The organism is Catellatospora sp. NPDC049111 (genome assembly GCF_040648615.1).
Taxonomy (GTDB): Bacteria; Actinomycetota; Actinomycetes; order Mycobacteriales; family Micromonosporaceae; genus Catellatospora; species Catellatospora aurea.
In genome coordinates this window covers 158,862-182,288 of record NZ_JBEZEB010000010.1, presented here as the reverse complement: position 1 = coordinate 182,288, position 23,427 = coordinate 158,862, and the positions used below count along the sequence as shown (strand labels likewise).

Below are 23,427 nucleotides of genomic sequence, written 5' to 3'. Positions count from 1 at the left end.
GCGTGCCCGTATCGCCTTTGTCGGACCCAGCGCCTAGCGTGTCGGCGTGACGAAGAAGGCTGCGAAGTCGGCGACTGACAGTGCCCTAAAAGAGGTGGCGACGAAGATGGCGGCTAACCCCGATAAGAGCAAGGCTCTCGACCTGGCGCTCGCCCAGATCGACAAGCAGTTCGGCAAGGGCTCGGTGATGCGCCTCGGCGAGCGGCCGCAGGTGCAGATGGCGATCATCCCCACCGGCTCGATCGCGCTGGACGTGGCGCTGGGCATCGGCGGCCTGCCGCGCGGGCGCATCGTCGAGATCTACGGCCCGGAGTCCAGCGGTAAGACCTCGCTGGCCCTGCACGCGATCGCGAACGTTCAGCGCTCCGGCGGCATCGCGGCGATCATCGACGCCGAGCACGCCCTCGACCCGGAATACGCCAAGGCCCTCGGCGTCGACACCGACGCCCTGCTGGTCTCCCAGCCGGACACCGGTGAGCAGGCGCTGGAGATCGCGGACATGCTGGTGCGCTCCGGCGCGCTGGACCTGATCGTGATCGACTCGGTGGCGGCGCTGGTGCCCCGCGCCGAGATCGAGGGTGAGATGGGCGACAGCCACGTCGGTCTGCAGGCGCGTCTGATGAGCCAGGCGCTGCGCAAGATGACCGGTGGCCTGCACAGCTCCAACACCACCGCGATCTTCATCAACCAGCTGCGCGAGAAGATCGGCGTCATGTTCGGCAGCCCGGAGACCACCACCGGTGGCAAGGCGCTGAAGTTCTACGCCTCGGTCCGCATGGACATCCGCCGCATCGAGAGCCTGAAGGACGGCACCGAGGTCGTGGGTAACCGCACCCGCGTCAAGGTGGTCAAGAACAAGGTCGCCTCGCCGTTCAAGCAGGCCGAGTTCGACATCATGTACGGCAAGGGCATCTCGCGTGAGGGTTCGCTGATCGACGTGGGCGTCGAGCAGAACATCATCCGCAAGGCCGGCGCCTGGTACACGTACGAGGGCGACCAGCTGGGCCAGGGCAAGGAGAAGGCGCGCGAGTTCCTCAAGGAGAACCCGGACGTCGCCGCCGAGATCGAGAAGAAGATCCTGGAGAAGCTGGGCGTCGGCCAGTCGAGCGTGTCGGACGCCGCGGGCGGCCCGGCGCTGCCGCCGGTCGACTTCTGACCGCCGTCTGAGAAGCCGACGAACCCATGACGGGACGACGCCGCGGTGCGCGCACCGGCCGGGGATGGGACGCGAAACCGCCCGCCCCGGCCCGGCCCGCGCGCCCCGGCGACGACGGCACGGGCCTGTCGGACAGTGCGGAGCTCGTGGACGACGGCTCGCCCCGAGCCGAACGGGCCGCGAAACGGCAGGCGCAGCGCGACCCGCACGAGGTCGCGCGGGAGATCTGCCTGCGCCAGCTCGCGGTGCGGCCGCGCACCCGGGCGGAGCTGGCCGCCGCGATGCGGGCCAAGGACGTGGCCGACGAGGTTGCCGAGGCGGTGCTCGACCGCTACGACGAGGTCGGCATGATCGACGATGCGGCGTTCGCGCGGGCCTGGGTGTCCAGCCGCCATCACGGCAAGGGGCTGGCGTCCCGGGCACTGGGCCAGGAGCTGCGGCGGCGCGGCGTGGATGCCGAGGTGGTCACCGAGGCGCTGGCCGAGCTCGACGACGAGACCCAGGCACGGACGGCGTACGAGCTGGCGGTGCGCAAGCTGCGCACGACGCGCGGCGAGCCGGACGCGGTGTTCCGGCGGGTGGTGGGCGCGCTGGCGCGCAAGGGCTACCCGGGCGGGATCGCGGTGCGTGCCGTGAAGGACGCCCTGGCGGCTCGCAGCGCCGAGGACGCGGAGCTGGCGGAGCTGCTCGACCCCGATCTTTTCGACACGCCGGAGCAGTGATTTTCTCGGCCTTCGGTCGGGTTCGCGACACGCCGCGCGCGGCGTGGGTTCGCCGGTCAGGTCACGGTTCGGCATCGGTGGGCTGCGTGACAACCGGACACAATGGGCGATGCGTCCGTCTTGGTGTCCGATCATGAGTTCTTGACCGGACCGCCATCGGCAACCTAGCCTCGCAGGAGAGGTATCACCGACCAGTACGTGTTAAACCACACAACATAGAACGTGTAACAGTACGACAACAGTTTTGCCTGGTGAGGATACGCGCAGCCGCTGTACCCCTGCGGCTGCCTACATGTAGTCGCAGCTCAGGGCCGTTGAAGCGGTTCGCGGGCTTTGGTGCGCCGGTCGCATCCACCGAAAGGGTGGGTGTCGCCGGGCCGTGCCGTGCGCGTCGTGTGGCGGGTCCGCACATCTGGTCGGGTTGCCTCCGCGCCGGCACCACCGTGTCGGCGGTTCGGAGCGTCAGGAGGCGGCCATGACCGAGTTCGACGGGCGAGTGGCATGACCACGATGGAAGGGCTGCTGCTGGCGGCGATCGTCCTCCTCGCGCTGATGGTGGCGGGGATGCTGGCGGTCGGCGTGCGCCTGGTGCGCCGGCTGGCCGCCCCCACCGCCCCGACCGGTCAGCCGCTGAGCGTGATCGTGGACGACCCGGAGGCCGTGGCCGAGCGCGAGCGCCAGCGCCAGACCCTGGTCGAGCTGCAGAACTCCGTCTCCGATGCGCAGACCGCCCTGGAGGCCGAACGCCGCTCCGTGGCCGCCGCCCGCGCCGAGGCCACCGCAGTACGCGCCGAGAACGCGGCCGCGAAGGCCGAGGTGACCACCTCTCGGGCCGAGGCGCAGCGGGTGCTGGACGCGGCGCACGCTGAGGCCGACACCGTGCTGCAGCGGGCCCACCGGCAGGCCGAGGAGGACGCCGAGCAGGTCCGCTCGACCGCCCGGCGCACCGGCGAGCGCGAGATCGCGATGCTCACCTCCACCGCCAAGGACCAGGCCGCTGAGGCCGAGCGGCGGCTGCAGCGGCTCGACGAGCGCGAGCGCATGCACGCGGCCGAGGCCGAGCGGCTGGCCGAGCGCGAGCGCCAGAACGTGGAGGAGGCCGAGCGCCTCGCCGAACGCGACCGCCGCATCGCCGCCGCCGAGGCCGAGCTGGCCAAGTGGGAGCTGAGCCTGCAGGGCAAGGAGCAGGAGCTGGCCCAGGCGCAGGAGCAGCGGCGCAAGGAGCTGGAGCGGGTCGCCGGGCTGACCGCCGACGCCGCCAAGAGCGAGCTGGTCGAGACGATCGAGGTCCAGGCCAAGCGCGAGGCGGCGCTGCTGGTGCGCGACATCGAGGCCGACGCCCGGTCCACCGGCGAGTCCCGCGCCCGCCACATCGTGGTCGACGCGATCCAGCGGGTGGCCAGCGAGCAGACCGCGGAGAGCGTGGTCAGCGTGCTGCACCTGCCCAGTGACGAGATGAAGGGCCGCATCATCGGCCGGGAGGGCCGCAACATCCGGGCCTTCGAGACCGTCACCGGGGTCAACCTGATCATCGACGACACTCCCGAGGCGGTGCTGCTGTCCTGCTTCGACCCGGTGCGCCGGGAGGTCGGCCGGCTCACCCTGGAGAAGCTGGTCCTCGACGGGCGGATCCATCCGCACCGCATCGAGGAGGTGTACGACGTCGCCCGGTTCGAGGTCGAGCGGATGTGCCAGCGCGCTGCGGAGGACGCACTGGTCGAGGTCGGCATCACCGACATCCACCCGGAACTGGTGACCCTGCTGGGCCGGCTGCGCTACCGCACGTCGTACGGGCAGAACGTGCTCAAGCACCTGGTCGAGACCGCGCACATCGCGGGGATCATGGCCTCGGAGCTGAAGCTGGACCCGGAGCTGATCAAGCGCTCGGCGTTCCTGCACGACATCGGCAAGGCGCTCACCCACGAGGTGGAGGGCTCGCACGCGCTGATCGGCGCGGACGTGGCCCGGCGCTTCGGGGAGAGCGACGAGGTAGTGCACGCGATCGAGGCGCACCACAACGAGGTGCAGCCGCAGACCATCGAGGCCGTGCTGACTCAGGCGTCGGACGCCTGCTCGGGCGGGCGGCCGGGGGCGCGGCGGGAGTCGCTGGAGGCGTACGTCAAGCGGCTGGAGCGCATCGAGGAGATCGCCGGGGCCAAGAGCGGCGTGGACAAGGTGTTCGCGATGCAGGCCGGCCGGGAGATCCGGGTCATGGTGCGGCCCGAGGAGGTCGACGAGATCGGCGCGGCGGTGCTGGCCCGCGACGTCGCCAAGCAGATCGAGGAGGAGCTGACCTACCCGGGTCAGATCCGCATCACCGTGGTCCGCGAGTCCCGCACCACCGAGATCGCCCGCTGACCGCACGGAAGGGCCCCGGGCTGCACCACCTCCGAACGGTGCACCCCGGGGCCGTCAGTCGTTCCTTACGTGGTGACCAGGCAGTAGGTGCCGTCCTGGTCGGTGTAGCATTCCGCGATCTGGTTGTCCTGGATGCGGGTGTAGGTGTTGGCGGGTTTCACCCCGACGTAAACGCCGTCGATGCTCAGCGAGTACGGCACGACGAGAGTGAAGAGATCGGTGTCCCACGTGGACGGGTCCGTGCCGCCCGGCGAAACGTCGCGGGTCGTGCATTTGACGGTCTTCGAGGAAGCCGTTGTGCCCGCGTACTGGTTCCAGATCTTGCAGGTTCCGCCGCCGACGTTGTCCCACTTCGCAATGACCATCTTGTACGACGAGTAGTTGTACACGTCGCCGAATAGTCCCTGCGGGGAGACGTCGGTCGGCATTGCCGCGGCTGGGGTGGGTGTGGGGGTGGCGTCGCCGGTCGCGGCGCTCGCGGCGCCAGCGGAAGCGATGGATCCGGCGACGCCCAAAAGCAGGGCGAGTACACCGATGCGGATAGAGCGGAGTGCGCTCGTCAAGATGTCCCCAATCTCGAGGGATGGAGTGGGTCATTTGCTGATCGAGCTTTTCAGAATGGTCATGACATGTCAATGGATAAATGACTCGGGTGGCGCCCGCGTATTTCTGAATTGACTAATCTGCCATCGGGAAATCTGTATGGACAACAACTGTGGAAAGCAAGGGGAAAGCCGTCCGGCCGAGCATTGTGCGATGTAACGCATCGCCAATGGGCGACAGCTTCAGGCAGATGGGGGGTGGGCTCGGAAATCGGGCCCGGTCTCCACGGAGACCGGGCCCGATGGTCCCTGCGGGACCGGGTGCTTGACGCCGATCAGGCGTCGATGCCGACCTGCTCGATTGCCGGTGCGGAGTTCGCGGCAGTCGGGGTGTGTGCCCGGACGCGGGAGACTCGGCGCTGCACGTAACCGGCGAGCTGGGACAGCGCGTAGTTGATCGCGATGAACATGGCACCGATGATCGCGTACATTTGGATCGGGTTCTGCAGGATCTGGATCATCTGCTGGGCGACGGCGAGGATGTCCTCGTAGGTGATGATGTAGCCGAGCGTGGTGTCCTTGAGGATCACGACAAGCTGGCTGATCAGCGCGGGAAGCATGATCCGGAACGCCTGGGGCAGTTGGACCAGCAGGATCGCCTGGAACGGGGTCAGGCCGAGGGAGTCGGCCGCTTCGCGCTGGCCGCGGGGCAGGCCCTCCATGCCGGATCGGATGATCTCGGCGATGACAACGCTGTTGTAGATACTCAGGCCGATGACCAACGGCCACAGCGGGTCGCTGATGCCCGAGATCCGCCACGCGAAGAAGATGGTGACCAGCACCGGCAGGCCCCGGAAGACCTCGACGCAGAACCGGGTGATCCCACGCAGGGCGGTGTTGAGCCCGCGCAGGGCGTACGCGGCGGCCACCGGAATTCCGGCGTAGCGGCGCTTCGCCTGCTCCTTGAGCAGCATCCGAGCGATGGCCAGCAGCGTGCCGGCGAGCAGGGAGCACACGATGGCCAGCGCGGCGGCGGTCAGCGTGGCGATGATGCCGAGCCGGATGCGTTCCCAGACCAGTGGCAGGTTCGGGTCGTCGGGATCGACCAGCGGGCCCCACTTGAGCGCGGTGAACTGGCCGTTGGCCTCCAGCGGCCGGTAGACGAGATAGTAGGCGCCGACGAGCAGCAGGACGCCGATCAGCACGGCGGCGACGGTGGTGCGGCGGCGGGTGCGGGGACCGGGGGCGTCATACAGGACGCTCGACTGGGGGCTCATCGGGCCACCGCCCGACGGTTCTCGACCCGGTCGATGAAGATGCCGAGCGGCACGGTCATGATGAGGTAGCCGATCGAGATGCCGATGAAGACAGGAACGATGGGGTTGCCCCCCGAGGACGTCAGCGACTGCCCGGAGCTGAACAGCTCGCCGGTGACGCCGAACGCGCCGGCCAGCGCCGAATTCTTGATCATCGCAATAATGACGCTTCCCAGCGGCACGATGGCCGCCCGCCAGGCCTGCGGCAGCACGATGGAGAGCAGGTTCTGCCGGAAGGTGAGGCCCAGTGAGCGTGCCGCCTCGGCCTGCCCGGCCGGCACGGCGTTCACGCCCGACCGGATCGCCTCGCAGACGAACGCCGCGGTGTACACGCTGAGCGCGATCACCGCGAACCGGAAGTACGGCAGGTCGATGCCGAGCCGGTCGAAGATCGACGACAGGCCGGGGATGCGCAGGAAGTCGGCGTTGGAGCCAAGCTCCGGCAGGCCGAACGAGGTCAGGAAGAAGACGATCGTCAGGGGCAGGTTGCGCACCAGCGTGACGTAGGTCGCGCCGGCCCACCGCAGCGACGGCACGGGAGAGATCCGCATCGCCGCCACGGTGGTGCCGATCAGCAGTGCCCCCGTGGCCGACAGCACGCAGAGCTGGAGGGTGAGCCAGAAGCCGCTGACGAACACGTCGGCGTTGTCGATCAGGACATCCATCGGCTCACCTCTCCAGTACTACGTCAATCGGGGGTGGATCAGTAACGGTTCACGGCCGGGCCGGTGGGCACGTTCGCGTCGAACTTGCCTGCGGTGTCGGTCCACGCCTTGGCGTAGCGGCCGTCGGCGTAGATCTTCTCCAGCAGGTCGTTGATGAAGGCGCGGAACTTGGCGTCGCCCTTCTTCACGCCGATGCCGTACGGCTCGTCGGTGAACTTGCTGCCGGTCAGCTTGTACGCGCCGTTGCTCTGCGAGACGTAGCCCAGCAGGATGACGTTGTCGGTGGTCACCGCGTCGACCTGCTTGTTCTTCAGGGCGTCGACGCACTTGGTGTACACGTCGAACAGCACCAGCTGGGTGGCCTTGTCCTTGAGGAACTTCTCGATGTTCGTGGCCGGCGTGGAGCCCTGCACGGAGCAGACCTTCTTGGCGCCGTCCTTGAACGAGTCCGGCCCGGTGATCGAGCTGTCGTCCGAGCGCACCATCAGGTGCTGGCCCGCGACGTAGTACGGACCCGCGAAGTCGATGCGCTCCTTGCGCTTGTCGTTGATGGTGTAGGTGGCGATCACCACGTCGGCGTCGCCCTTCTCCAGCACCTCTTCGCGCACCGCGGACGGCGTCGCGATCCAGTTGATCTTGTCGGCGGAGATGCCCAGCTCAGCAGCGATGATCTTGCCGATCTCCACGTCGAAGCCGGCCGGCTTGCCGTCCAGGCCCTTGAGGCCGAAGCCGGGCTGGTCGAACTTCGTGCCGATAGTGATCTTGCCGGCCTTGTTCAGCTTCTCCATCGTGGTGCCGGCTTCGAACTTCGAGGTGGTCGGCGCGGTGCCGGGGTCCTCGCCACCGCAGGCCGCCGCCCCGAACGCCAGTACGGACACAGCGGCCAGCGCCGCGAAACGCTTCAGACGCATGCTTCCTCCTCATATCTCCCGCCGCCGGAGGCGACGAAGCTCGTTACCCAACCCGCCGCGGCCGGCGGCGGAGTCATCACCGGCCGCCCGGAGGGTCGCTCCGGGCGGCCGGCAGAAGTCGATCAGTGGGACAGCACCTTCGACAGGAAGTCGCGGGCTCGCTCACTCTGGGGGTCGCCGAAGAACTCGGCGGGCGGCGCCTGCTCGACGAGCTGGCCGTCGGCCATGAAGACGACCCGGTCGGCGGCCGCCCGGGCGAAGCCCATTTCGTGGGTGACCACGATCATGGTCATGCCCTCCTTGGCCAGCGACGTCATCACGTCGAGCACCTCGCCGACCATCTCCGGGTCGAGCGCGCTGGTGGGCTCGTCGAACAGCATCGCCTTGGGCTGCATGGCCAGCGCTCGCGCGATCGCCGCGCGCTGCTGCTGGCCGCCGGACAGCTGCGCCGGCAGCTTGTTGGCCTGGTTGGCGATGCCGACCCGCTCCAGCAGCTGCATGCCGCGGGCTCGAGCGTTCGCCTTCGACTCGCCGCGCACCTTGATCGGCGCCAGCGTCACGTTGTCGAGGATGCTCTTGTGCGCGAAGAGGTTGAACGACTGGAAGACCATGCCGACCTCGCTGCGCAGCTTCGCCAGCGCGCGGCCCTCGGCCGGCAGTGGATTGCCGTCGAAGCGGATGGAGCCCGAGTTGATCGTCTCCAGCCGGTTGACGGCGCGGCACAGCGTCGACTTGCCCGAGCCGGACGGGCCGATCACCACGACCACCTCACCGCGGTCCACCGTGAGGCTCACATCGCGGAGCACGTGCAGGTCTCCGAACCACTTGTTCACCGCGTCCAGCACAATGAGCGGTTCGTGGGACATGCCACCGTCCTTTCGGCGTTCGTACATCGTCGTCCCACCGACCTTAGGGCCGCCGAAGCGACGACAACGGCGCTGGATGGTCACGACCGGGTAACTTCCCCGGATTCCGTACCCGTGCCCGCGACCGGATACCCTGGTCGATTGAGATGACCAGTCAGCCTGAAACCCAGAGCGCGCCCGCCCGCACCTACGAGGTGCGCACGTACGGGTGCCAGATGAACGTGCACGACTCCGAGCGCATCTCGGGCCTGCTCGACGGAGCGGGATACGTGCGGCTCGACCCGGCCGCGGAACCCGGCCGCACCCCCGACGTCGTCGTTTTCAACACCTGCGCGGTTCGCGAGAACGCCGACAACCGCCTCTACGGCAACCTCGGCCACCTGCGACCCGTCAAGGACAAGCACCCCGGGATGCAGATCGCGGTCGGCGGCTGCCTGGCGCAGAAGGACCAGGGCGAGATCGTCAAGAAGGCGCCCTGGGTCGACGTGGTGTTCGGCACCCACAACATCGGCTCGCTGCCGGTGCTGCTGGAGCGGGCCCGCCACAATGAGCAGGCCCAGGTCGAGCTGCTGGAGTCGCTGGAGGTCTTCCCGTCGACGCTGCCGACGCGGCGCGAGTCGACGTACTCCGGCTGGGTGTCGATCTCGGTGGGCTGCAACAACACCTGCACCTTCTGCATCGTTCCCAGCCTGCGCGGCAAGGAGAAGGACCGCCGCCCCGGCGACGTGCTCGCCGAGGTCGAGGCGCTGGTCGCCGAGGGCGTGCTGGAGGTGACCCTGCTCGGCCAGAACGTGAACACCTACGGGGTGGAGTTCGGCGACCGGCTCGCCTTCGGCAAGCTGCTGCGGGCCACCGGGCAGCTGCAGGACAAGGGCCTGGAGCGGGTCCGGTTCACCAGCCCGCACCCTGCCGCGTTCACCGACGACGTGATCGAGGCGATGGCCGAGACCGGCAACGTGTGCCACTCGCTGCACATGCCGCTGCAGTCCGGGTCCGACGCGGTGCTCAAGGCGATGAAGCGCTCGTACCGGTCCGACCGGTACCTGTCGATCATCGAGAAGGTGCGTGCGGCCATGCCGGACGCGGCGATCACCACCGACATCATCGTGGGCTTCCCGGGCGAGACCGACGCGGACTTCGAGGAGACGCTGCGGGTGGTGCGCGAGTCGCGGTTCGCGAGCGCGTTCACGTTCCAGTACTCGATCCGGCCCGGCACGCCCGCCGCGACCATGGACGGCCAGGTGCCCAAGGCGGTGGTGCAGGAGCGCTACGAGCGGCTCGTCGCCACCCTGGAGGAGATCACCTGGGCGGAGAACAAGAAGCTGGTCGGGCGTGAGGTCGAGGTGCTGGTCGCCGTCGGCGAGGGCCGCAAGGACCAGGCCACCAGGCGGATGTCCGGGCGGGCCCGGGACGGCCGGCTGGTGCACTTCGCGGTCGCGCCGGAGCAGTCCGCGCTGGTCCGGCCGGGCGACATCGTGCACGCCGTGGTCGACTACGCCGCGCCGCACCACCTGAACTGCGACGGGGCGCTGGTGTCGCACCGGCGCACCCGGGCGGGGGACGCATACGAGGCGGGACGGGTGGCGCGTACCGCCGGAGTGATGCTCGGCCTGCCCACCATCGGTCGGCCGCCCGCGCAGCCCGCCCCGGCCGACTCGGCCTGCTCAACCTGCTGACACCCACGCCTGGCCCGGCGCTGTCCGGCCCGGCGGCCGGCGGGTCGAAGATCGCTGTTTGCGGTCGAGATGTGCGGTTCAACCGCAGATCTTAACCCGAAACGGCGATCTTCGCCCGGAGCCGGAGCGCCACACCCGCAGTCACCGTTAAGAAGGGCACCTTCTACATCGCATAGCGATGGGAAGGTGCCCTTCCTTTGTTCGAAACGCGGGGGTGAGCTGCGACGACGATTCACGAAACGCCGGTAGGTCCGAATCCGGGTAGTCTCGGCGAAATCAAGTAATCTGTCGTGGTTTTTCCTCCATCTCCCCGGGAGACCGCATGCGAACAGGTGTTTGGCTGGTCGGTGGGCGGGGGTCGGTCGCCGTCACCAGCATCGTCGGAGCATTCGCGCTGCGCGCGGGGCTCGCCGAGCCCGCTGGCTGTGTCACGGAACTGCCGCAGCTGCGCAGCCCCGCCCTGCCGGGCCTGGCCGACCTGGTATTCGGTGGGCACGACGTGGTCGCCACCCCGATCCTCAAGAAGGCCGACGCGCTCGCCGACGCGGGCGTGCTGCCCGGCCGTCTGGTCACCGCGCTGCAGCCGGAGCTGGCCGCGCTGGACGCCGAGGTGCGTCCCGCGCCGCGCGGCGCGACCCAGGCCGAGACGGCCGCGCTGGTAGCCGCCGACATCGACGAGTTCCGCCGCCGCCACGAACTGGGGCGGGTCGTGGTCGTCAACGTGTCGTCGACCGAGCCCGCCGCCGAGCCGCACGAGGCGCACGCCGCGCTCGACGTGCTGCGCGAGGCCCTGCGCGGCCCGACGCCGGTGCTGCCGCCCAGCTCGCTGTACGCGTACGCGGCGTTCACGGCCGGCTGCTCGTACGTCGACTTCACCCCGTCCACCGGCGCTCGGCTGCCCGCGCTGGCGCAGCTGGCCCACGAGCGCGGGGTGCCGTACGCCGGGCACGACGGCAAGACGGGGGAGACCCTGGTCAAGTCGGTGCTCGCGCCCATGTTCGCGATGCGGGCGCTGGCCGTGCGGAGCTGGTCGGGCGCGAACCTGCTGGGCGGCGGTGACGGGGCCAACCTGGCCCAGCCCGCGCCGAACGCGGCCAAGGCGGCCAGCAAGCAGCGGGTGCTCGCCGAGACGCTGGGCTACCAGCCGCAGGGCGACACCCGCATCGAGTACGTCGAGGACCTGGGCGAGTTCAAGACCGCCTGGGATCTGGTCACCTTCCGCGGGTTCCTCGGCACCGCGATGCGCCTGGAGTTCAGCTGGCACGGCTGCGACTCGGCGCTGGCCGCCCCGCTGGTGCTGGACCTGGTCCGGCTCACCGCCGCCGCGCACCGCGCCGGGCGCAGCGGCCCGCTGCCGGAGCTGGCGTTCTTCTTCAAGGACCCGCTCGGCGACGTCGAGCACGGGCTCAGCGCCCAGTTCGACGCGCTGGTCCGAATGGTCGAGGGCCTGGCGTGACCGCGCAGACCGAGGCGCAGCGCGCCGCGGCGCTGCCCGCCGCCCGCGCCCTGCGTGCCGCCCAGGGCCAGCGCCACCCGGCCCGCCCCGCCGACCCCCGCCAGTCGCCGGCGCGGCAGGCACCATCTTCGGATCTTGTGCACTTGATGTCGCCAGGACGACACGAACTGCTCAAGATCCACCGCAGCGGCGCGGCTGCCGCACCGATGCGGGCGTCAGGAGCTGATGGGTACCCCGCGGCGACGATGCGGGACCGCGGCCCCGGCGCACAGGCTGGAAGCGCTGTCGAGAGCGGAGCCGGCGCGCCGAGCAGGCGCACGGGCGCGGACGTCCGCTCTCGCGGTGGGCGCTGGGCTGCCACGATCCGGGATGTGGCCGAGCTGGTGCGGGCACCAGCCGCACTCTCGGTGCCCGGGGACGTGATCGCCGGGGCCGCTGCGGCCGGGACGCTCAACCGGCGCACGCCGGGGCTCGCCGCGGCGTCGGTGTGCCTGTACTGGGCGGGCATGGCGGCCAACGACTGGGCCGATCGGGAGCTGGACGCCGTCGAGCGGCCGGAGCGGCCGATCCCCAGCGGGCGGGTGTCGCCCCGGGCCGCGCTGGGCCTGGCCGCCGGGCTCACCGCCGCTGGAGTGGGTCTGGCCGCGTGGGCGGGCGGCCGCCGAGGGCTGGCCACGGCCGTGCCATTGGCGGCGACCGTGTGGGCGTACGACGTGAAAGCCAAGAACACCGCGGCGGGACCGGCCGTGATGGCCGCCTGCCGGGGGCTGGACGTGCTGCTCGGCGCGTCGGGCGGCCGGGCCGGGAAGGCGGTGCCCGCGGCGCTGACCGTCGCCGCGCACACGTACACCGTCACCGCGTTGTCGCGGCGCGAGGTGTCCGGCGCGGACGCGACCCTGCCGATGGCCACGCTCGCCGGCACCGTCGCCGTCGCCGCGACCGCCGCCGGGGCCAGCCGCCGCAAGGGCTGGCGCGCAGTGCTGCCGGTGGCGCTGGCCGGCTGGTACCTGACCCACTACGGCCGGGCGCAGGCCCGCGCCGCCGCGCAGCCGGACGCGGCCCGGGTCCGCGCCGCGGTCGGCTCGGGCATCACCGGGCTGCCCACGTTGCAGGGCACACTGGCCGCCCGCACCGGGGCCGGGGTCACCGGGCTCGCCCTCGCCGCTCTCGCGCCGCTGGCCCGGCGCCTGGTCCGGAGGATCTCGGCCACATGAACCTGCGCTTCGGGTACGGCACCAACGGCTTCGCCAACCACCGCCTCGGCGACGCGCTGGCCGTGCTCGCCGACCTCGGCTACGACGGCGTCGCGCTGACCCTCGACCACCACCACCTCGACCCGTACGCCCCGGGCCTGGCCCGCCGGGTCTCCGGCCTGGCCACCCGCCTGATCGAGCTGGGCCTGTCCGTCGTGGTCGAGACCGGCGCGCGGTACCTGCTCGACCCGCGCCGCAAGCACGCGCCCACGCTGCTGCACGACGAGCGCGAGGTCCGGCTGGACTTCCTGCTGCGCGCCGTGTCGATCGCGTCCGACCTGGGCGCGGAGGCGGTGTCGTGCTGGTCGGGGGTGCGCCCGCCGTCGGTCGACGCGCAGCTGGCCTGGGACCGGCTGGTCGACGGCTGCGCCCGGCTGACCGAGGCCGCGTCCAAGGCCGGCGTGCCGATCGGCTTCGAGCCGGAGCCGGGCATGTTCGTGCAGGACCTGGCGGGCTGGCGGGCACTGCACCGGGCGCTGGGCATGCCGCGGGCGTTCGGGCTGACGCTCGACATCGGGCACTGCCGGTGCCTGGAGCCCGAGCCGGTTGCCGACTGCGTCACGGCGGCCGCGCCGTGGCTGGTCAACGTGCAGATCGAGGACATGCGCCGAGGGGTGCACGAGCACCTGGAGTTCGGCGAGGGCGAGATCGACTTTCCGCCGGTGCTGCGGGCGCTGGCCGACGCCGGATACCGCGGCCTGGTCGGGGTGGAGCTGCCTCGGCACTCGCACGCCGCGCCGGATGTCGCGCGGCGCTCGCTGACGTTCCTGCGCGCCGCGGCCGGGCAGTCCGGCACCGCCGACCGAACCGCCGCCACGGGGCAGCGGGCGCCGGGGCAGCGCCGCCCGTCCGGGGCCGTGCCCGCACCCGACGTGCTGCGGGCCGCGCTGGCGACGGTGGACGACGGCGGCTGGCTGGACGAGGCGCTGCGCCGGGTGGCCGCCGACCCGTCGGTGATCAGCCGGCTGTTCCCGGCCGCGGCCCGCCGCTGCGGGCGTGGGGAATTGGACGTGCCCGGCTGGACCGCTGACGAGGCGGCCCGTGCGGTGCTGCTGGCCACGCTGCCCGCCGACCGCGCGGCGGTGCAGGCGCGGGCGCTCTACCGGCACGGCGACGCGGCGGAGAAGCGGGCGGTGCTGCGCGCGCTGCCGCTGCTGCCGGTCGGCGCGAGCGCGGTCGAGCTGCTGCACGACGCCATCCGCACCAACGACACCCGGCTGGTCGCGGCGGCGCTGGGGCCGTACGCGGCGCACCTGGACGCGGCCGCGTGGCGGCAGGCGGTGGTCAAGTGCGTGTTCATGGGCATCCCGCTGACCTGCGTCGACGACCTGGACCACCGGGCCGACAGCGAGCTCGCCGCGATGCTGGCCGGGGTCGCCGACGAGCGCCATGCCGCCGGGCGCGAGCTGCCCGCCGACGCGGCGGCGCTGCTGGCCCGCCTCAAAGCCGAGAAGGGGATCTGATGCGCATCTTCGACCCGCACGTGCACATGACCTCACGCACCACCGACGACTACGAGGCGATGGCCGCCGCCGGGGTGCGCGCCGTGGTGGAGCCGTCGTTCTGGCTGGGCCAGCCGCGCACCAGCCCCGGCTCGTTCGCCGACTACTTCGACGCGCTGATCGGCTGGGAGCCGTTCCGGGCCGGGCAGTTCGGCATCCGGCACTTCGCCACCATCGCGCTGAACCCGAAGGAGGCCAACGATCCGCGCTGCCGCGAGGTGCTCGAACTGGTCCCGCGCTACCTGGACAAGGACGCGGTCGTCGCGGTCGGGGAGATCGGGTACGACTCGATGACCCCGCTGGAGGACCTCGCCTTCGCCGCGCAGCTCGCGCTGGCCGTCGAGTACGACCTGCCCGCGCTGGTGCACACGCCGCACCGGGACAAGCAGCGCGGCACCCAGCGCAGCCTGGACGTGGTGAAGGAGTCCGGGATCGACCCGGGCCGCGTGGTGATCGACCACCTCAACGAGGTGACCGTGGAGCTGGTCCGCGACACCGGCTGCTGGCTCGGCTTCTCGATCTACCCGGACACCAAGATGTCGCCGCCGCGGATGGTGGAGCTGCTGCGCCGCCACGGCACCGAGCGCATGCTGGTCAACTCCGCGGCCGACTGGGGCCGCTCCGACCCGCTGCTGACCCGGGCCACCGGTGAGGCGATGCTCGCGGCCGGGTTCAGCGACGACGACGTGGACCGGGTGCTGTGGCGCAACCCGGTCGAGTTCTACGGGGCGTCCGGGCGGCTCGACCTGTCCGACGCGGACGCGCCCGCCGACTTCGCCGGGAATTCGATCAAGCGGGGCGGCGCCTGATGCGGCTGTTCCATCCCGACGGGCAGACGGTGCACCTGAGCTACTGCACCAACGTGCACCCGGCCGAGGACCTCGACGGCATCGTCGCGCAGCTCGACACGTACGGCACGGCGATCCGCCGCGAGTTGGACACCGACGTGCTGGGGCTGGGTCTGTGGCTGGCCGCCTCGGCGGCGTCCGCGCTGGCCGCCGAGCCGCACCTGCGCCGGAGGCTGCGGCGCGAGCTGGACGCCCGAGGACTGGAGGTGGTGACCCTCAACGGGTTCCCGTACCAGTCGTTCCAGGCCGCGGTGGTCAAGCACGCGGTGTACCACCCGGACTGGACCACCCCGGAACGGCTGCGCTACACCCTGGATCTGGCCGTGGTGCTGGCCGACCTGCTGCCCGACGACGCGGTGCGCGGCTCCATCTCGACCCTGCCGCTGGCGTGGCGCGAACCCTGGGACACCGAACGCGCCGGGACGGCCGGGCGGGTGCTGGACGAGCTGGCAGACGGCCTGGCCGCCATCGCCGGGCGCACCGGCCGCACCGTGCAGGTCGGCTTCGAGCCCGAGCCCGGCTGCGTGGTGGAGACCACCGAGCAGGCCGCCCGGCTGTGGTCCGGCATGGACGGCGACTGGCTGGGCGTATGCCTCGACCTCGCGCACCTGGCCTGCGCCTGGGAGCAACCGGCCGAGGCGCTGTCGCGGCTGGCCCGCGCCGGACTGCCGGTGATCAAGGTGCAGGTCTCCGCCGCGCTGACCGCCGACGACCCGGTCGCGGCGCAGGCTGTGCTGCGCGGCTACGACGAGCCGCGGTTCCTGCACCAGACCCGCGGCTCGCGCGGCGAGGCCGCCGACGACCTCGGCGAAGCCCTCGACCGGCTGCTGCCGCGCCCGCGCCGCACCCCGCAGCCGTGGCGGGTGCACTACCACGTGCCGCTGCACGCCGAACCGGCCGCGCCGCTCGGCAGCACCCTGCCCGAGCTGCGGGTGGCGCTGAAAGAGCTGTTCGGCGGGCCGACCTCGGGCTGCGACCACGTCGACGTCGAGACGTACACCTGGAACGTGCTGCCGCCCGCGTTGCGGCCGGTGACCCCGGCGCAGCTGGCCGCGGGCATCGCCGCCGAGCTGGCGTTCGCCCGCGACGAGCTGATCGCGCTCGGGCTGGCCCCGGGCGGCCCGACCGCACCGCTGGAGATGATGGAGCTGCAGGAGGTCCGCCCGTGGACACCGTGACCCCGCTGGTCGTGCTCGACGTCGTCGGGCTCACCCCGTGCCTGCTGGAGCACATGCCCCGGCTGCGGGCCGTCGCCGACGCAGGGTTCTCCGCCCCGCTGGGCACGGTGCTGCCCGCGGTCACCTGCTCGGCCCAGTCGACGCTGCTCACCGGCGTGCTGCCGGCCCAGCACGGCATCGTCGGCAACGGCTGGTACTTCCGCGACCTGGGCGAGGTGCTGCTGTGGCGGCAGCACCACGCGCTGGTCGGCGGCGAGAAGGTGTGGCAGGCGGCCCGCAAGGTCCGCCCCGGCTACACGGTCGCCAACATCTGCTGGTGGTACGCCATGGGCGCGGACGTCGACTGGACCGTCACGCCGCGCCCGGTGTACCGCGCCGACGGGCGCAAGGAGCCCGACTGCTACACCGACCCACCGCAGCTGCACGACGCCCTCACCGCGGAACTCGGCACGTTCCCGCTGTTCCAGTTCTGGGGGCCGGGCGCGGGCATCGCCTCGACCCGCTGGATCGCGGGGGCCGCCCGGCACGTCATGGCCGCGCACTCCCCGGACCTGACCCTGGTCTACCTGCCGCACCTCGACTACGACCTGCAGCGCTTCGGCCCGTACGGCCCCGAGGCCGCCGCCGCCGCGAAGGAACTCGACGGCGTGCTCGCGCCGCTGCTCGACGACGCCGCCGCGCGCGGGGCGACCGTGGTGGCGCTGTCGGAGTACGGCATCACGCCGGTGCGCCGGCCCGTGGACGTCAACCGGGCCCTGCGCGCAGAGGGCCTGCTGCGCGTGCACACGCAGGCCGGCATGGAATACCTGGATCCGTGGACCTCCCGCGCCTTCGCGGTCGCCGACCACCAGGTCGCGCACGTCTACGTGGCCGACCCCGCCGACCGGGCGATCGTCGCCAAGATCTGCGCGAACCTGCCCGGCGTGGCCCAGGTGCTCGACGAGTCCGGCAAGGCGGCGTACGGCCTCGACCACCCGCGCTCCGGCGAACTGGTCCTGGTCGCCGAGCCCGACGCCTGGTTCACGTACTACTACTGGCTCGACGACGCCAAGGCCCCCGACTTCGCCCGCCTGGTCGAGATCCACCGCAAGCCCGGCTACGACCCCGCCGAGCTGTTCTTCGACCCGGCCGCCCCGGCCGCCGCCAAACGCCGCGCCGCCACCGCGCTGCTGCGCAAGAAGGCCGGCATGCGCTACCTCATGGACGTCGTCGGCCTAGACGCCGGCGCTCGCGCCGTACGCGGCTCCCACGGCCGCCTGCCCACCGCCGCCGCCGACGGCCCCGTCCTCATCTGCTCCGACCCCACCCCGGCCCGCGACGCCTTCGCCGCCACCGACGTCAAACCCCTCCTCCTCCACCTCGCCGGCCTGAGCTGAAGGAAGGGCACCTTCTTGTCGCCATGTGTAGAGGAAGGGCACCTTACTAACACCAGGCAGGGAGAAACGCTGGTGGGAGGACCTCGCCGGCCCGGTGCGGCGGTCGCAGTCGGGCCGGCGAGACCTGGCACCCATCCCGGCGATCGCCGGTGGATCGATGCAGGGCGCCAGGTGCCTTGTTCCCGGCGCATCCATTGTCCTAAACGGATGGACGCGCCGGGGCGGGGGTCAGGCGCAGGCCGCGCCGTTGAGGCGGACGTTGCTCGGGGCCGGCGAGGACGGCCCGGTCGCGGTGAAGCCGATGACCGCCGTGGCGTTCGGTGCCAGCGACGTGTTCCAGCTCGGTGCGGCGGCCGTGAACGTGGTGCCGCTCTGGGTGACCGTCGCGTTCCAGCCGTTGGTCAGGGACACCCCGCTGGGCACCGTCCACGTGATCGTCCACGGGTTCACGGCGCTCGTGCCAATGTTCGTCACCCGGACCTCGGCCTGGTAGCCGCCCTGCCACGAGTTGGTGATCGTGACGACCTTGGTGCAGGCCCCCGTGCCGGGGCTCGGCGGCGTGGACGGTGATGCCGACGGCGAGACCGACGGCGACGGCGAGGTGGACCGCGACGGGGACGGCGACGGCGAGGCCGAGCGCGACGGGGAGACCGACGGGCCGGGGGTGGTCGGGTTCGGGTTGCCCGACGGCGGGTTCAGGTACGGCTGGAGGATGTTGTACTTCGTCTGGTTGATCGAGTACCAGTCGTCCAGCGCGATGCCGCCGGTGTCTCCGGAGTTCGGGTTCCACGACCAGTACGTGAACGACAGCCCGTTCTCCCCGATGTAGCTCATCAGCTTGGTCAGCCACTGCGTGTCCAGCGGGTTGGCCAGCGTGCTGCCGAACTCGCCGACCAGGATCGGGGCCACGTTCTGCTTGGCGAGCTTGCCCCAGAAGAAGTCCCAGACCGCGGGCAGGTTGTTCGGGAAGTTCGGGTCGCTGAACCACTTCTGCCGGTCGTACACGGAGATGCCGTAGTCGTGCGGGGCGTAGACGAGCCGGTTGGCGACGTTCAGGCGGACCGGCTTGTCGATCGCGGCGGACAGGTTGCCGCCCCACCAGTCGCAGGCCATCGGGTCGTCGGGGATGTTGTCCCACTCGTTGGCGACGCCGCCGGACAGGCAGCTCACGCCCTCGACGAAGATCAGCCAGTTGGGGTTGGCGGCCAGCACCGCGTTGCCGATGCGCTCGGCGGCCAGCCGCCAGTCGCGGGCCTGCACGTCGCAGCCCCAGCAGGCGCCGGTCGCGTTCGGGTCGGTGCCCTCGGCGTGCGGCTCGTTGAACAGGTCCGCCCCGATCACCGTCGGGTTGCCGGCGTATCGCTGGGCCAGCATCACCCAGTCGGCGATCATGCTGGCCTCGGAGACCGACGCGGTGTACCAGAGCGGGGTCTGCCCGGCCGCGGTCGGCCGGTGCCGGTCGAGGATGACCCGCATGCCCTTGGTGCCCGCGTAGGTGATCACCTTGTCGAGGATCTGCAGCGGCGAGTTGCCGACCAGGTCGGGGTTGGTGAAGTCGTTGATGCCGGTGGCGACCGCCCCGGCCTTGAGCGCGTCCCCGGAGTACGGCACGCGCAGGGTGTTGAAGCCCAGCGAGGCCATCCGGTCGAGCTGGCCCTTCCAGGTGGCGGGGGCGTTGGCCCACAGGCCGTGGAAGGTCTTGTTGTCGGTCTCCATGCCGAACCAGTTGATGCCGGTCAGGCGCACCACCCGGCCGGTGCTGTCGACGATGTTGCGGCCGCTGGTGCGCAGGTAGCCGGTGCCGGTGTCGGCGCTGGCCGGTCCGGCGGAGAACGTGATCGCCACGAGGGCGGTGGCCGCGGCGGCTGTCACGGCGGCCAGGGCCGCGGTGAACGCGGTGGTGCGAGTCTTCCAACGCATTTCGGATTGCTCCATCCATGACGGACGTGCGTGATCGGGAAATGCGTGCCTGCCCTGGCTCCGGGTACATCGTGCACCGCCGGTGGCGTACACAGCAAGGGGGCGGCCGCTCGCGCGACCGCCCCCTTGGTTCAGCTGTACGTCAGCTCGACTTCTCCGCCAGCGCGAGGAAGTTCTTCTTGCCGGCCAGGGCCTGCTCGGCCTCCTTGATGCGCTTGGCGTCGCCGGCGGCCTGCGCCCGCTCCAGCCGCGCCTCGGCCTCGGCCACCTGCTCGCGCATCTGCTTGAGCAGCGGGTTCGCCGACGGCTCGGTACGCCGCCAGGCGGCGTCCATCGCGTCGCGGACCTTGTCCTCGACCGCGCGCAGGCGGCGGTCCAGACCCGCAACGTTCTCGCGGGGGACCCGGCCGGTGTCGTGCCACTGACCCTGGATCTCGCGCAGCGCGTTCTGCGCGGCCTTCGGGTCGGCGTCCACGTCGATGGCCTCAGCCTGGGCCAGCAGCTCCTGGCGGCGCACCAGCGCGGCCTTCTGCTCGTTGTCGCGGGCCGAGAAGACCTCGCTGCGGCGCGTGAAGAACGCGTCCTGCGCGGCGCGGAACCGGTCCCAGAGCTTCTGCTCGGCCTCCTTGGATGCGCGCGGCGCGGCCTTCCAGTCGGCCATCAGCTCCTTGAGCCGAGCCGCGGTGGCCGCCCAGTCGGTCGACTCGGCCAGCGACTCGGCCTCGGCGACCAGGTCGTCCTTGGCGGTCTGGGCCTGCTTGCGAGCGGCGTCGAGCGTCGCGAAGTGGCCGCCGCGGCGGCGGGTGAAGCTGTCCCGGGCGACCGAGAACCGCTTCCACAGGTCACCGTCGGTCTTCTTGTCGACCCCGCGAATGGTCTTCCACTCGTCGAGGATCTCCTTGAACCGGTCGCCGGTCGCCTTCCAGCTCGTGGACTCGGCGGCGAGCTTCTCCGCCTCCTCGACCAGGGCGGTCTTGCGGGCCACGGCCTCGACCCGGGCGGCGTCGCGAGCGGCCTTGGCCGCTCCGGCCTTCTCCTCGGCCAGCGTGGTCAGCCCGTCCAGGCGGGTGGACAGCCCGTCGATGTCGCCGACGACGTGCGCCTCGTCCATGCCGGCGCGCAGCCGCTTGACCGTGGTCAGGGTCTGCGAGGCGTCAGCGGCCCCGGACTTGAGGCGGGTCTCGATCAGGTCGACCTCGGTGACGAGATCCTCGTACCGGCGGACGAAATGCGCCAGCCCCTCTTCCGGGGTGCCGGCCTGCCATGATCCGACGGCGCGCTCGCCCGCGGCCGACTTCACCCAGACCGTGCCGTCCGCGTCCACCCGGCCATACGATGCCCAGTCGCTCATGATGTGCCCATCCTCGTTCTTCCCGACCGAACCTCGCCATCACGTGCGAGGTCGCCGCCACAGCGCAGTTGACCCGTTACACCGGGGAGAGTAGTTCGTCTCTCCTTCAGCATTGTCACAGGTCCGGCTGGACGCGCGGCGCGCGCCCAGGACAAGGTGACCTTACGGGGTCCGCGCCGACACCGCACCTGCTCCGCCCCGCTGCGCAGGGCACGATCCGATTACGGTTGTCCCGTGCGGGTGAACGAGACAGGTGCGAAAACGGACGCAACGGTGATCGCGGTAGTCGGTCCCACCGCCGCGGGAAAGTCGGCGCTGTCCCTAGCCCTGGCCCACACCCTAGGCGGTGAGGTCGTCAATTGCGACTCCATGCAGTTCTACCGCGGCATGGACATCGGCACCGCCAAGCTCACCCTCGCCGAGCGCGAGGGCGTCGCGCACCACCTGCTCGACATCTGGCCGGTCACCGAGCCCGCCAGCGTCGCGGAGTACCAGCGGCTGGCCCGCGCGGCGATCGACGACATCCAGGGCCGCGGCAAGGTGGCGCTGCTGGTCGGCGGGTCCGGCCTCTACCAGCGGGCGGTGCTGGAGGACTTCTCGTTCCCGGGCACCGATCCCGACGTGCGCGCCCGGCTGGAGGCCGAGCTGGCCGAGGTCGGCCCCGGTCCGCTGCACGAGCGGCTGCGCGCGGCCGACCCGGTCGCCGCGGACAAGATCTTGAAAAGCAACGGGCGTCGCATCGTACGAGCGCTGGAGGTGATCGAACTCACCGGAAAGCCGTTCACCGCCTCCCTGCCCGACCCCGTCCCGGTGTACCCGGTGCTCCAGCTCGCGGTGGACCGCGCCGACCTGGACGTGCGCGTCGCGCAGCGGGTCGGCAAGATGTGGGCCGACGGGCTCGTCGACGAGGTGCGCGGGCTGCTCCCGGAAGGGCTCGCGGGCAGCCTGACCGCGTCGCGGGCGCTCGGTTACCAGCAGGTCCTGGCGTACCTTGACGGTAGGTGCGGCGAGCAGCAGGCCCACGACGACACCGTCACCGGGACGCGCCGCTTCGTCCGGCGCCAGCGCTCGTGGCTGCGCCGGGACCCCTCGGTACGCTGGCTCGACGGCGCGGCCCCCGACCTGGTGGAGCAGGCGCTGCGGATGGTGAGGGAGACGCCGTGAAGTTCACCAAGGGACACGGCACCGGCAACGACTTCGTGATCATCGAGGATCTCGAAGGCACCGTCGAGCTGACGCCCGCCCTGGTCGCGGCCCTGTGCGACCGGCGCTTCGGCATCGGCGGCGACGGCGTGCTGCGGGTGCAGCCCTCGGCCGACCCGGCGGCGGTCTACTTCATGGACTACTGGAACTCCGACGGCTCGCTGTCGGAGATGTGCGGCAACGGCGTCCGCGTCTTCGCCCGCTACCTGCACACCACCGGCCTGGCCGGCGACGAGATCCCGCTGTCCACCCGGGGCGGCCTGCGCACCGCGTACGTCGAGGGCGACCTGGTCCGGGTCGACATGGCCCCGCCCGCGCTGCTCGGCGACTCGACCGCGGTGATCGACGGGGTGAGCTACCCCGGCCTCGCGATCTCGATGGGCAACCCGCACCTGGTCTGCGACGTGCCCGCTTCCGTGGCCGCGGCCGTGGACCTGTCCCGCGCGCCCGAGACCGACCCGGTGCTGTTCCCGGCCGGGGTCAACGTCGAGTTCTCGGTCAAGCTGGGCGAGGACCACCGGCGCATGCGGGTGTACGAGCGCGGCTCCGGCGAGACCATGTCCTGCGGCACCGGCGCGACCGCGGTCGGCGTGGCCGCCCTGCACACCTCCGGCCGCGACACCGGCACGGTCACCGTCGACGTGCCCGGCGGCCGCCTGGAGGTCACCCGCGACGCCCGCACCTCCTGGCTCGCCGGCCCCGCTGTCCTGACCTTCACCGGCGAACTCGACCCCGCTGTCCTGGTTCCGCGTCCCTGACGCCATCCGCGGTCCGCTCCACGGCCGCGAGGCACCCACACGGCAGACGCAGCGTGCGGCCAGCGCGGTCCGGCCAGCGCGGCGCGGCGGGGCGCGCGCGGTGCGGCCAGCGCGGCGGGTGCGGTGCGGTGCGGTGCGGCGCGGCGGGTGCGGTGCGGCGGTTGCGGTGCGGCGGTTGCGGTGCGGCGGGTGCGGTGCGGTACGGCGGGTGCGGTGCGGTACGGCGGGTGCGGTGCGGTGCGCGGCAAGTTGGTCATGCAGCAGGCGCGCGGTGGTCCGTTATGCGAGTTCTGGCAGATCGTGCCCAGGCGATGATCCGTTTTTGTGGACGCTAGCGGCCCCTATGGGGGCACCCAGCGTCCACAAAAAC

19 protein-coding genes are annotated in these 23,427 nt (G+C 71.4%); 12 read left to right on the top strand and 7 right to left on the bottom strand.

The window, feature by feature from the left end; genetic code table 11:
- Positions 1-106: 106 nt before the first annotated feature.
- The 3 genes from recA (at position 107) to rny (ending at position 4,236) form a co-directional block, all read left to right on the top strand.
- Positions 107-1,156 carry a recombinase RecA gene (gene recA, locus AB0B66_RS17390; RefSeq protein ID WP_203693961.1) on the top strand — a complete coding sequence of 350 codons (1,050 nt, stop codon included), beginning with the start codon at positions 107-109 and terminating at the stop codon, positions 1,154-1,156.
- A 26-nt stretch (positions 1,157-1,182) separates the two neighbouring features.
- Entirely contained in the window at positions 1,183-1,878 is a 696-nt protein-coding gene (locus tag AB0B66_RS17385) for a regulatory protein RecX (protein WP_360530081.1), read from the top strand.
- A gap of 501 nt (positions 1,879-2,379) precedes the next feature.
- Positions 2,380-4,236, top strand: coding sequence for a ribonuclease Y (gene rny, locus AB0B66_RS17380; RefSeq protein WP_360530078.1), 1,857 nt, complete (start codon positions 2,380-2,382; stop codon positions 4,234-4,236).
- Between the two features lie 65 nt (positions 4,237-4,301).
- Here rny and AB0B66_RS17375 read toward each other — a convergent pair whose 3' ends face one another.
- The 5 genes from AB0B66_RS17375 to AB0B66_RS17355 all read right to left on the bottom strand — a co-directional run bounded on the left by AB0B66_RS17375 (position 4,302) and on the right by AB0B66_RS17355 (position 8,536).
- On the bottom strand, positions 4,302-4,664 hold the full coding sequence (locus tag AB0B66_RS17375) for a hypothetical protein (RefSeq protein WP_360530075.1): 363 nt from the start codon (positions 4,662-4,664) through the stop codon (positions 4,302-4,304).
- A 449-nt stretch (positions 4,665-5,113) separates the two neighbouring features.
- Complete coding sequence (locus tag AB0B66_RS17370) at positions 5,114-6,055, bottom strand: amino acid ABC transporter permease (protein WP_360530072.1); 942 nt, start codon at positions 6,053-6,055, stop codon at positions 5,114-5,116.
- Positions 6,052-6,759, bottom strand: a complete 708-nt coding sequence (locus AB0B66_RS17365; protein ID WP_360530069.1) for an amino acid ABC transporter permease — start codon at positions 6,757-6,759, stop codon at positions 6,052-6,054. Before AB0B66_RS17365 ends, AB0B66_RS17370 begins: the two co-directional genes overlap by 4 nt.
- Positions 6,760-6,797: 38 nt before the next feature.
- On the bottom strand, positions 6,798-7,670 hold the full coding sequence (locus tag AB0B66_RS17360; RefSeq protein WP_360530066.1) for a glutamate ABC transporter substrate-binding protein: 873 nt from the start codon (positions 7,668-7,670) through the stop codon (positions 6,798-6,800).
- A 122-nt stretch (positions 7,671-7,792) separates the two neighbouring features.
- Positions 7,793-8,536: an amino acid ABC transporter ATP-binding protein gene (locus tag AB0B66_RS17355; protein ID WP_360530063.1), complete on the bottom strand. Its 744-nt coding sequence runs from the start codon at positions 8,534-8,536 to the stop codon at positions 7,793-7,795.
- A 146-nt stretch (positions 8,537-8,682) separates the two neighbouring features.
- On the opposite strand from AB0B66_RS17355, the gene miaB reads away from it, so the two are divergent.
- The 7 genes from miaB to AB0B66_RS17320 all read left to right on the top strand — a co-directional run bounded on the left by miaB (position 8,683) and on the right by AB0B66_RS17320 (position 17,825).
- A complete protein-coding gene (miaB, locus tag AB0B66_RS17350) occupies positions 8,683-10,212 on the top strand; it encodes a tRNA (N6-isopentenyl adenosine(37)-C2)-methylthiotransferase MiaB (RefSeq protein WP_360530060.1) in 1,530 nt (509 codons plus the stop codon).
- 322 nt (positions 10,213-10,534) lie between these two features.
- A complete protein-coding gene (locus AB0B66_RS17345; RefSeq protein WP_360530057.1) occupies positions 10,535-11,668 on the top strand; it encodes an inositol-3-phosphate synthase in 1,134 nt (377 codons plus the stop codon).
- Positions 11,665-12,882, top strand: coding sequence for an SCO3242 family prenyltransferase (locus AB0B66_RS17340; RefSeq protein ID WP_360530054.1), 1,218 nt, complete (start codon positions 11,665-11,667; stop codon positions 12,880-12,882). Before AB0B66_RS17345 ends, AB0B66_RS17340 begins: the two co-directional genes overlap by 4 nt.
- On the top strand, positions 12,879-14,384 hold the full coding sequence (locus AB0B66_RS17335) for an EboA domain-containing protein (protein ID WP_360530051.1): 1,506 nt from the start codon (positions 12,879-12,881) through the stop codon (positions 14,382-14,384). Before AB0B66_RS17340 ends, AB0B66_RS17335 begins: the two co-directional genes overlap by 4 nt.
- Positions 14,384-15,232: a TatD family hydrolase gene (locus AB0B66_RS17330; RefSeq protein ID WP_360530048.1), complete on the top strand. Its 849-nt coding sequence runs from the start codon at positions 14,384-14,386 to the stop codon at positions 15,230-15,232. Before AB0B66_RS17335 ends, AB0B66_RS17330 begins: the two co-directional genes overlap by 1 nt.
- Positions 15,232-16,449, top strand: a complete 1,218-nt coding sequence (gene eboE, locus AB0B66_RS17325) for a metabolite traffic protein EboE (RefSeq protein ID WP_360530045.1) — start codon at positions 15,232-15,234, stop codon at positions 16,447-16,449. The genes AB0B66_RS17330 and eboE overlap by 1 nt, the downstream gene beginning before the upstream one ends.
- Positions 16,437-17,825 carry a nucleotide pyrophosphatase/phosphodiesterase family protein gene (locus AB0B66_RS17320; RefSeq protein WP_360530042.1) on the top strand — a complete coding sequence of 463 codons (1,389 nt, stop codon included), beginning with the start codon at positions 16,437-16,439 and terminating at the stop codon, positions 17,823-17,825. Before eboE ends, AB0B66_RS17320 begins: the two co-directional genes overlap by 13 nt.
- Positions 17,826-18,053: 228 nt before the next feature.
- Here the strand turns inward: AB0B66_RS17320 and AB0B66_RS17315 are convergent, their stop codons facing one another.
- Both AB0B66_RS17315 and AB0B66_RS17310 read right to left on the bottom strand, forming a co-directional pair.
- Positions 18,054-19,745 (bottom strand): cellulase family glycosylhydrolase, encoded by a 1,692-nt coding sequence (locus AB0B66_RS17315; protein ID WP_360530039.1) that lies wholly within the window; start codon positions 19,743-19,745, stop codon positions 18,054-18,056.
- Between the two features lie 142 nt (positions 19,746-19,887).
- Positions 19,888-21,096 carry a DUF349 domain-containing protein gene (locus AB0B66_RS17310; protein WP_360530036.1) on the bottom strand — a complete coding sequence of 403 codons (1,209 nt, stop codon included), beginning with the start codon at positions 21,094-21,096 and terminating at the stop codon, positions 19,888-19,890.
- 234 nt (positions 21,097-21,330) lie between these two features.
- Here AB0B66_RS17310 and miaA point away from each other — a divergent pair, with 234 nt between their 5' ends.
- Positions 21,331-22,260: a tRNA (adenosine(37)-N6)-dimethylallyltransferase MiaA gene (gene miaA / locus AB0B66_RS17305; RefSeq protein ID WP_360530033.1), complete on the top strand. Its 930-nt coding sequence runs from the start codon at positions 21,331-21,333 to the stop codon at positions 22,258-22,260.
- On the top strand, positions 22,257-23,057 hold the full coding sequence (dapF, locus tag AB0B66_RS17300; RefSeq protein ID WP_360530030.1) for a diaminopimelate epimerase: 801 nt from the start codon (positions 22,257-22,259) through the stop codon (positions 23,055-23,057). Before miaA ends, dapF begins: the two co-directional genes overlap by 4 nt.
- Positions 23,058-23,427: the final 370 nt, after the last annotated feature.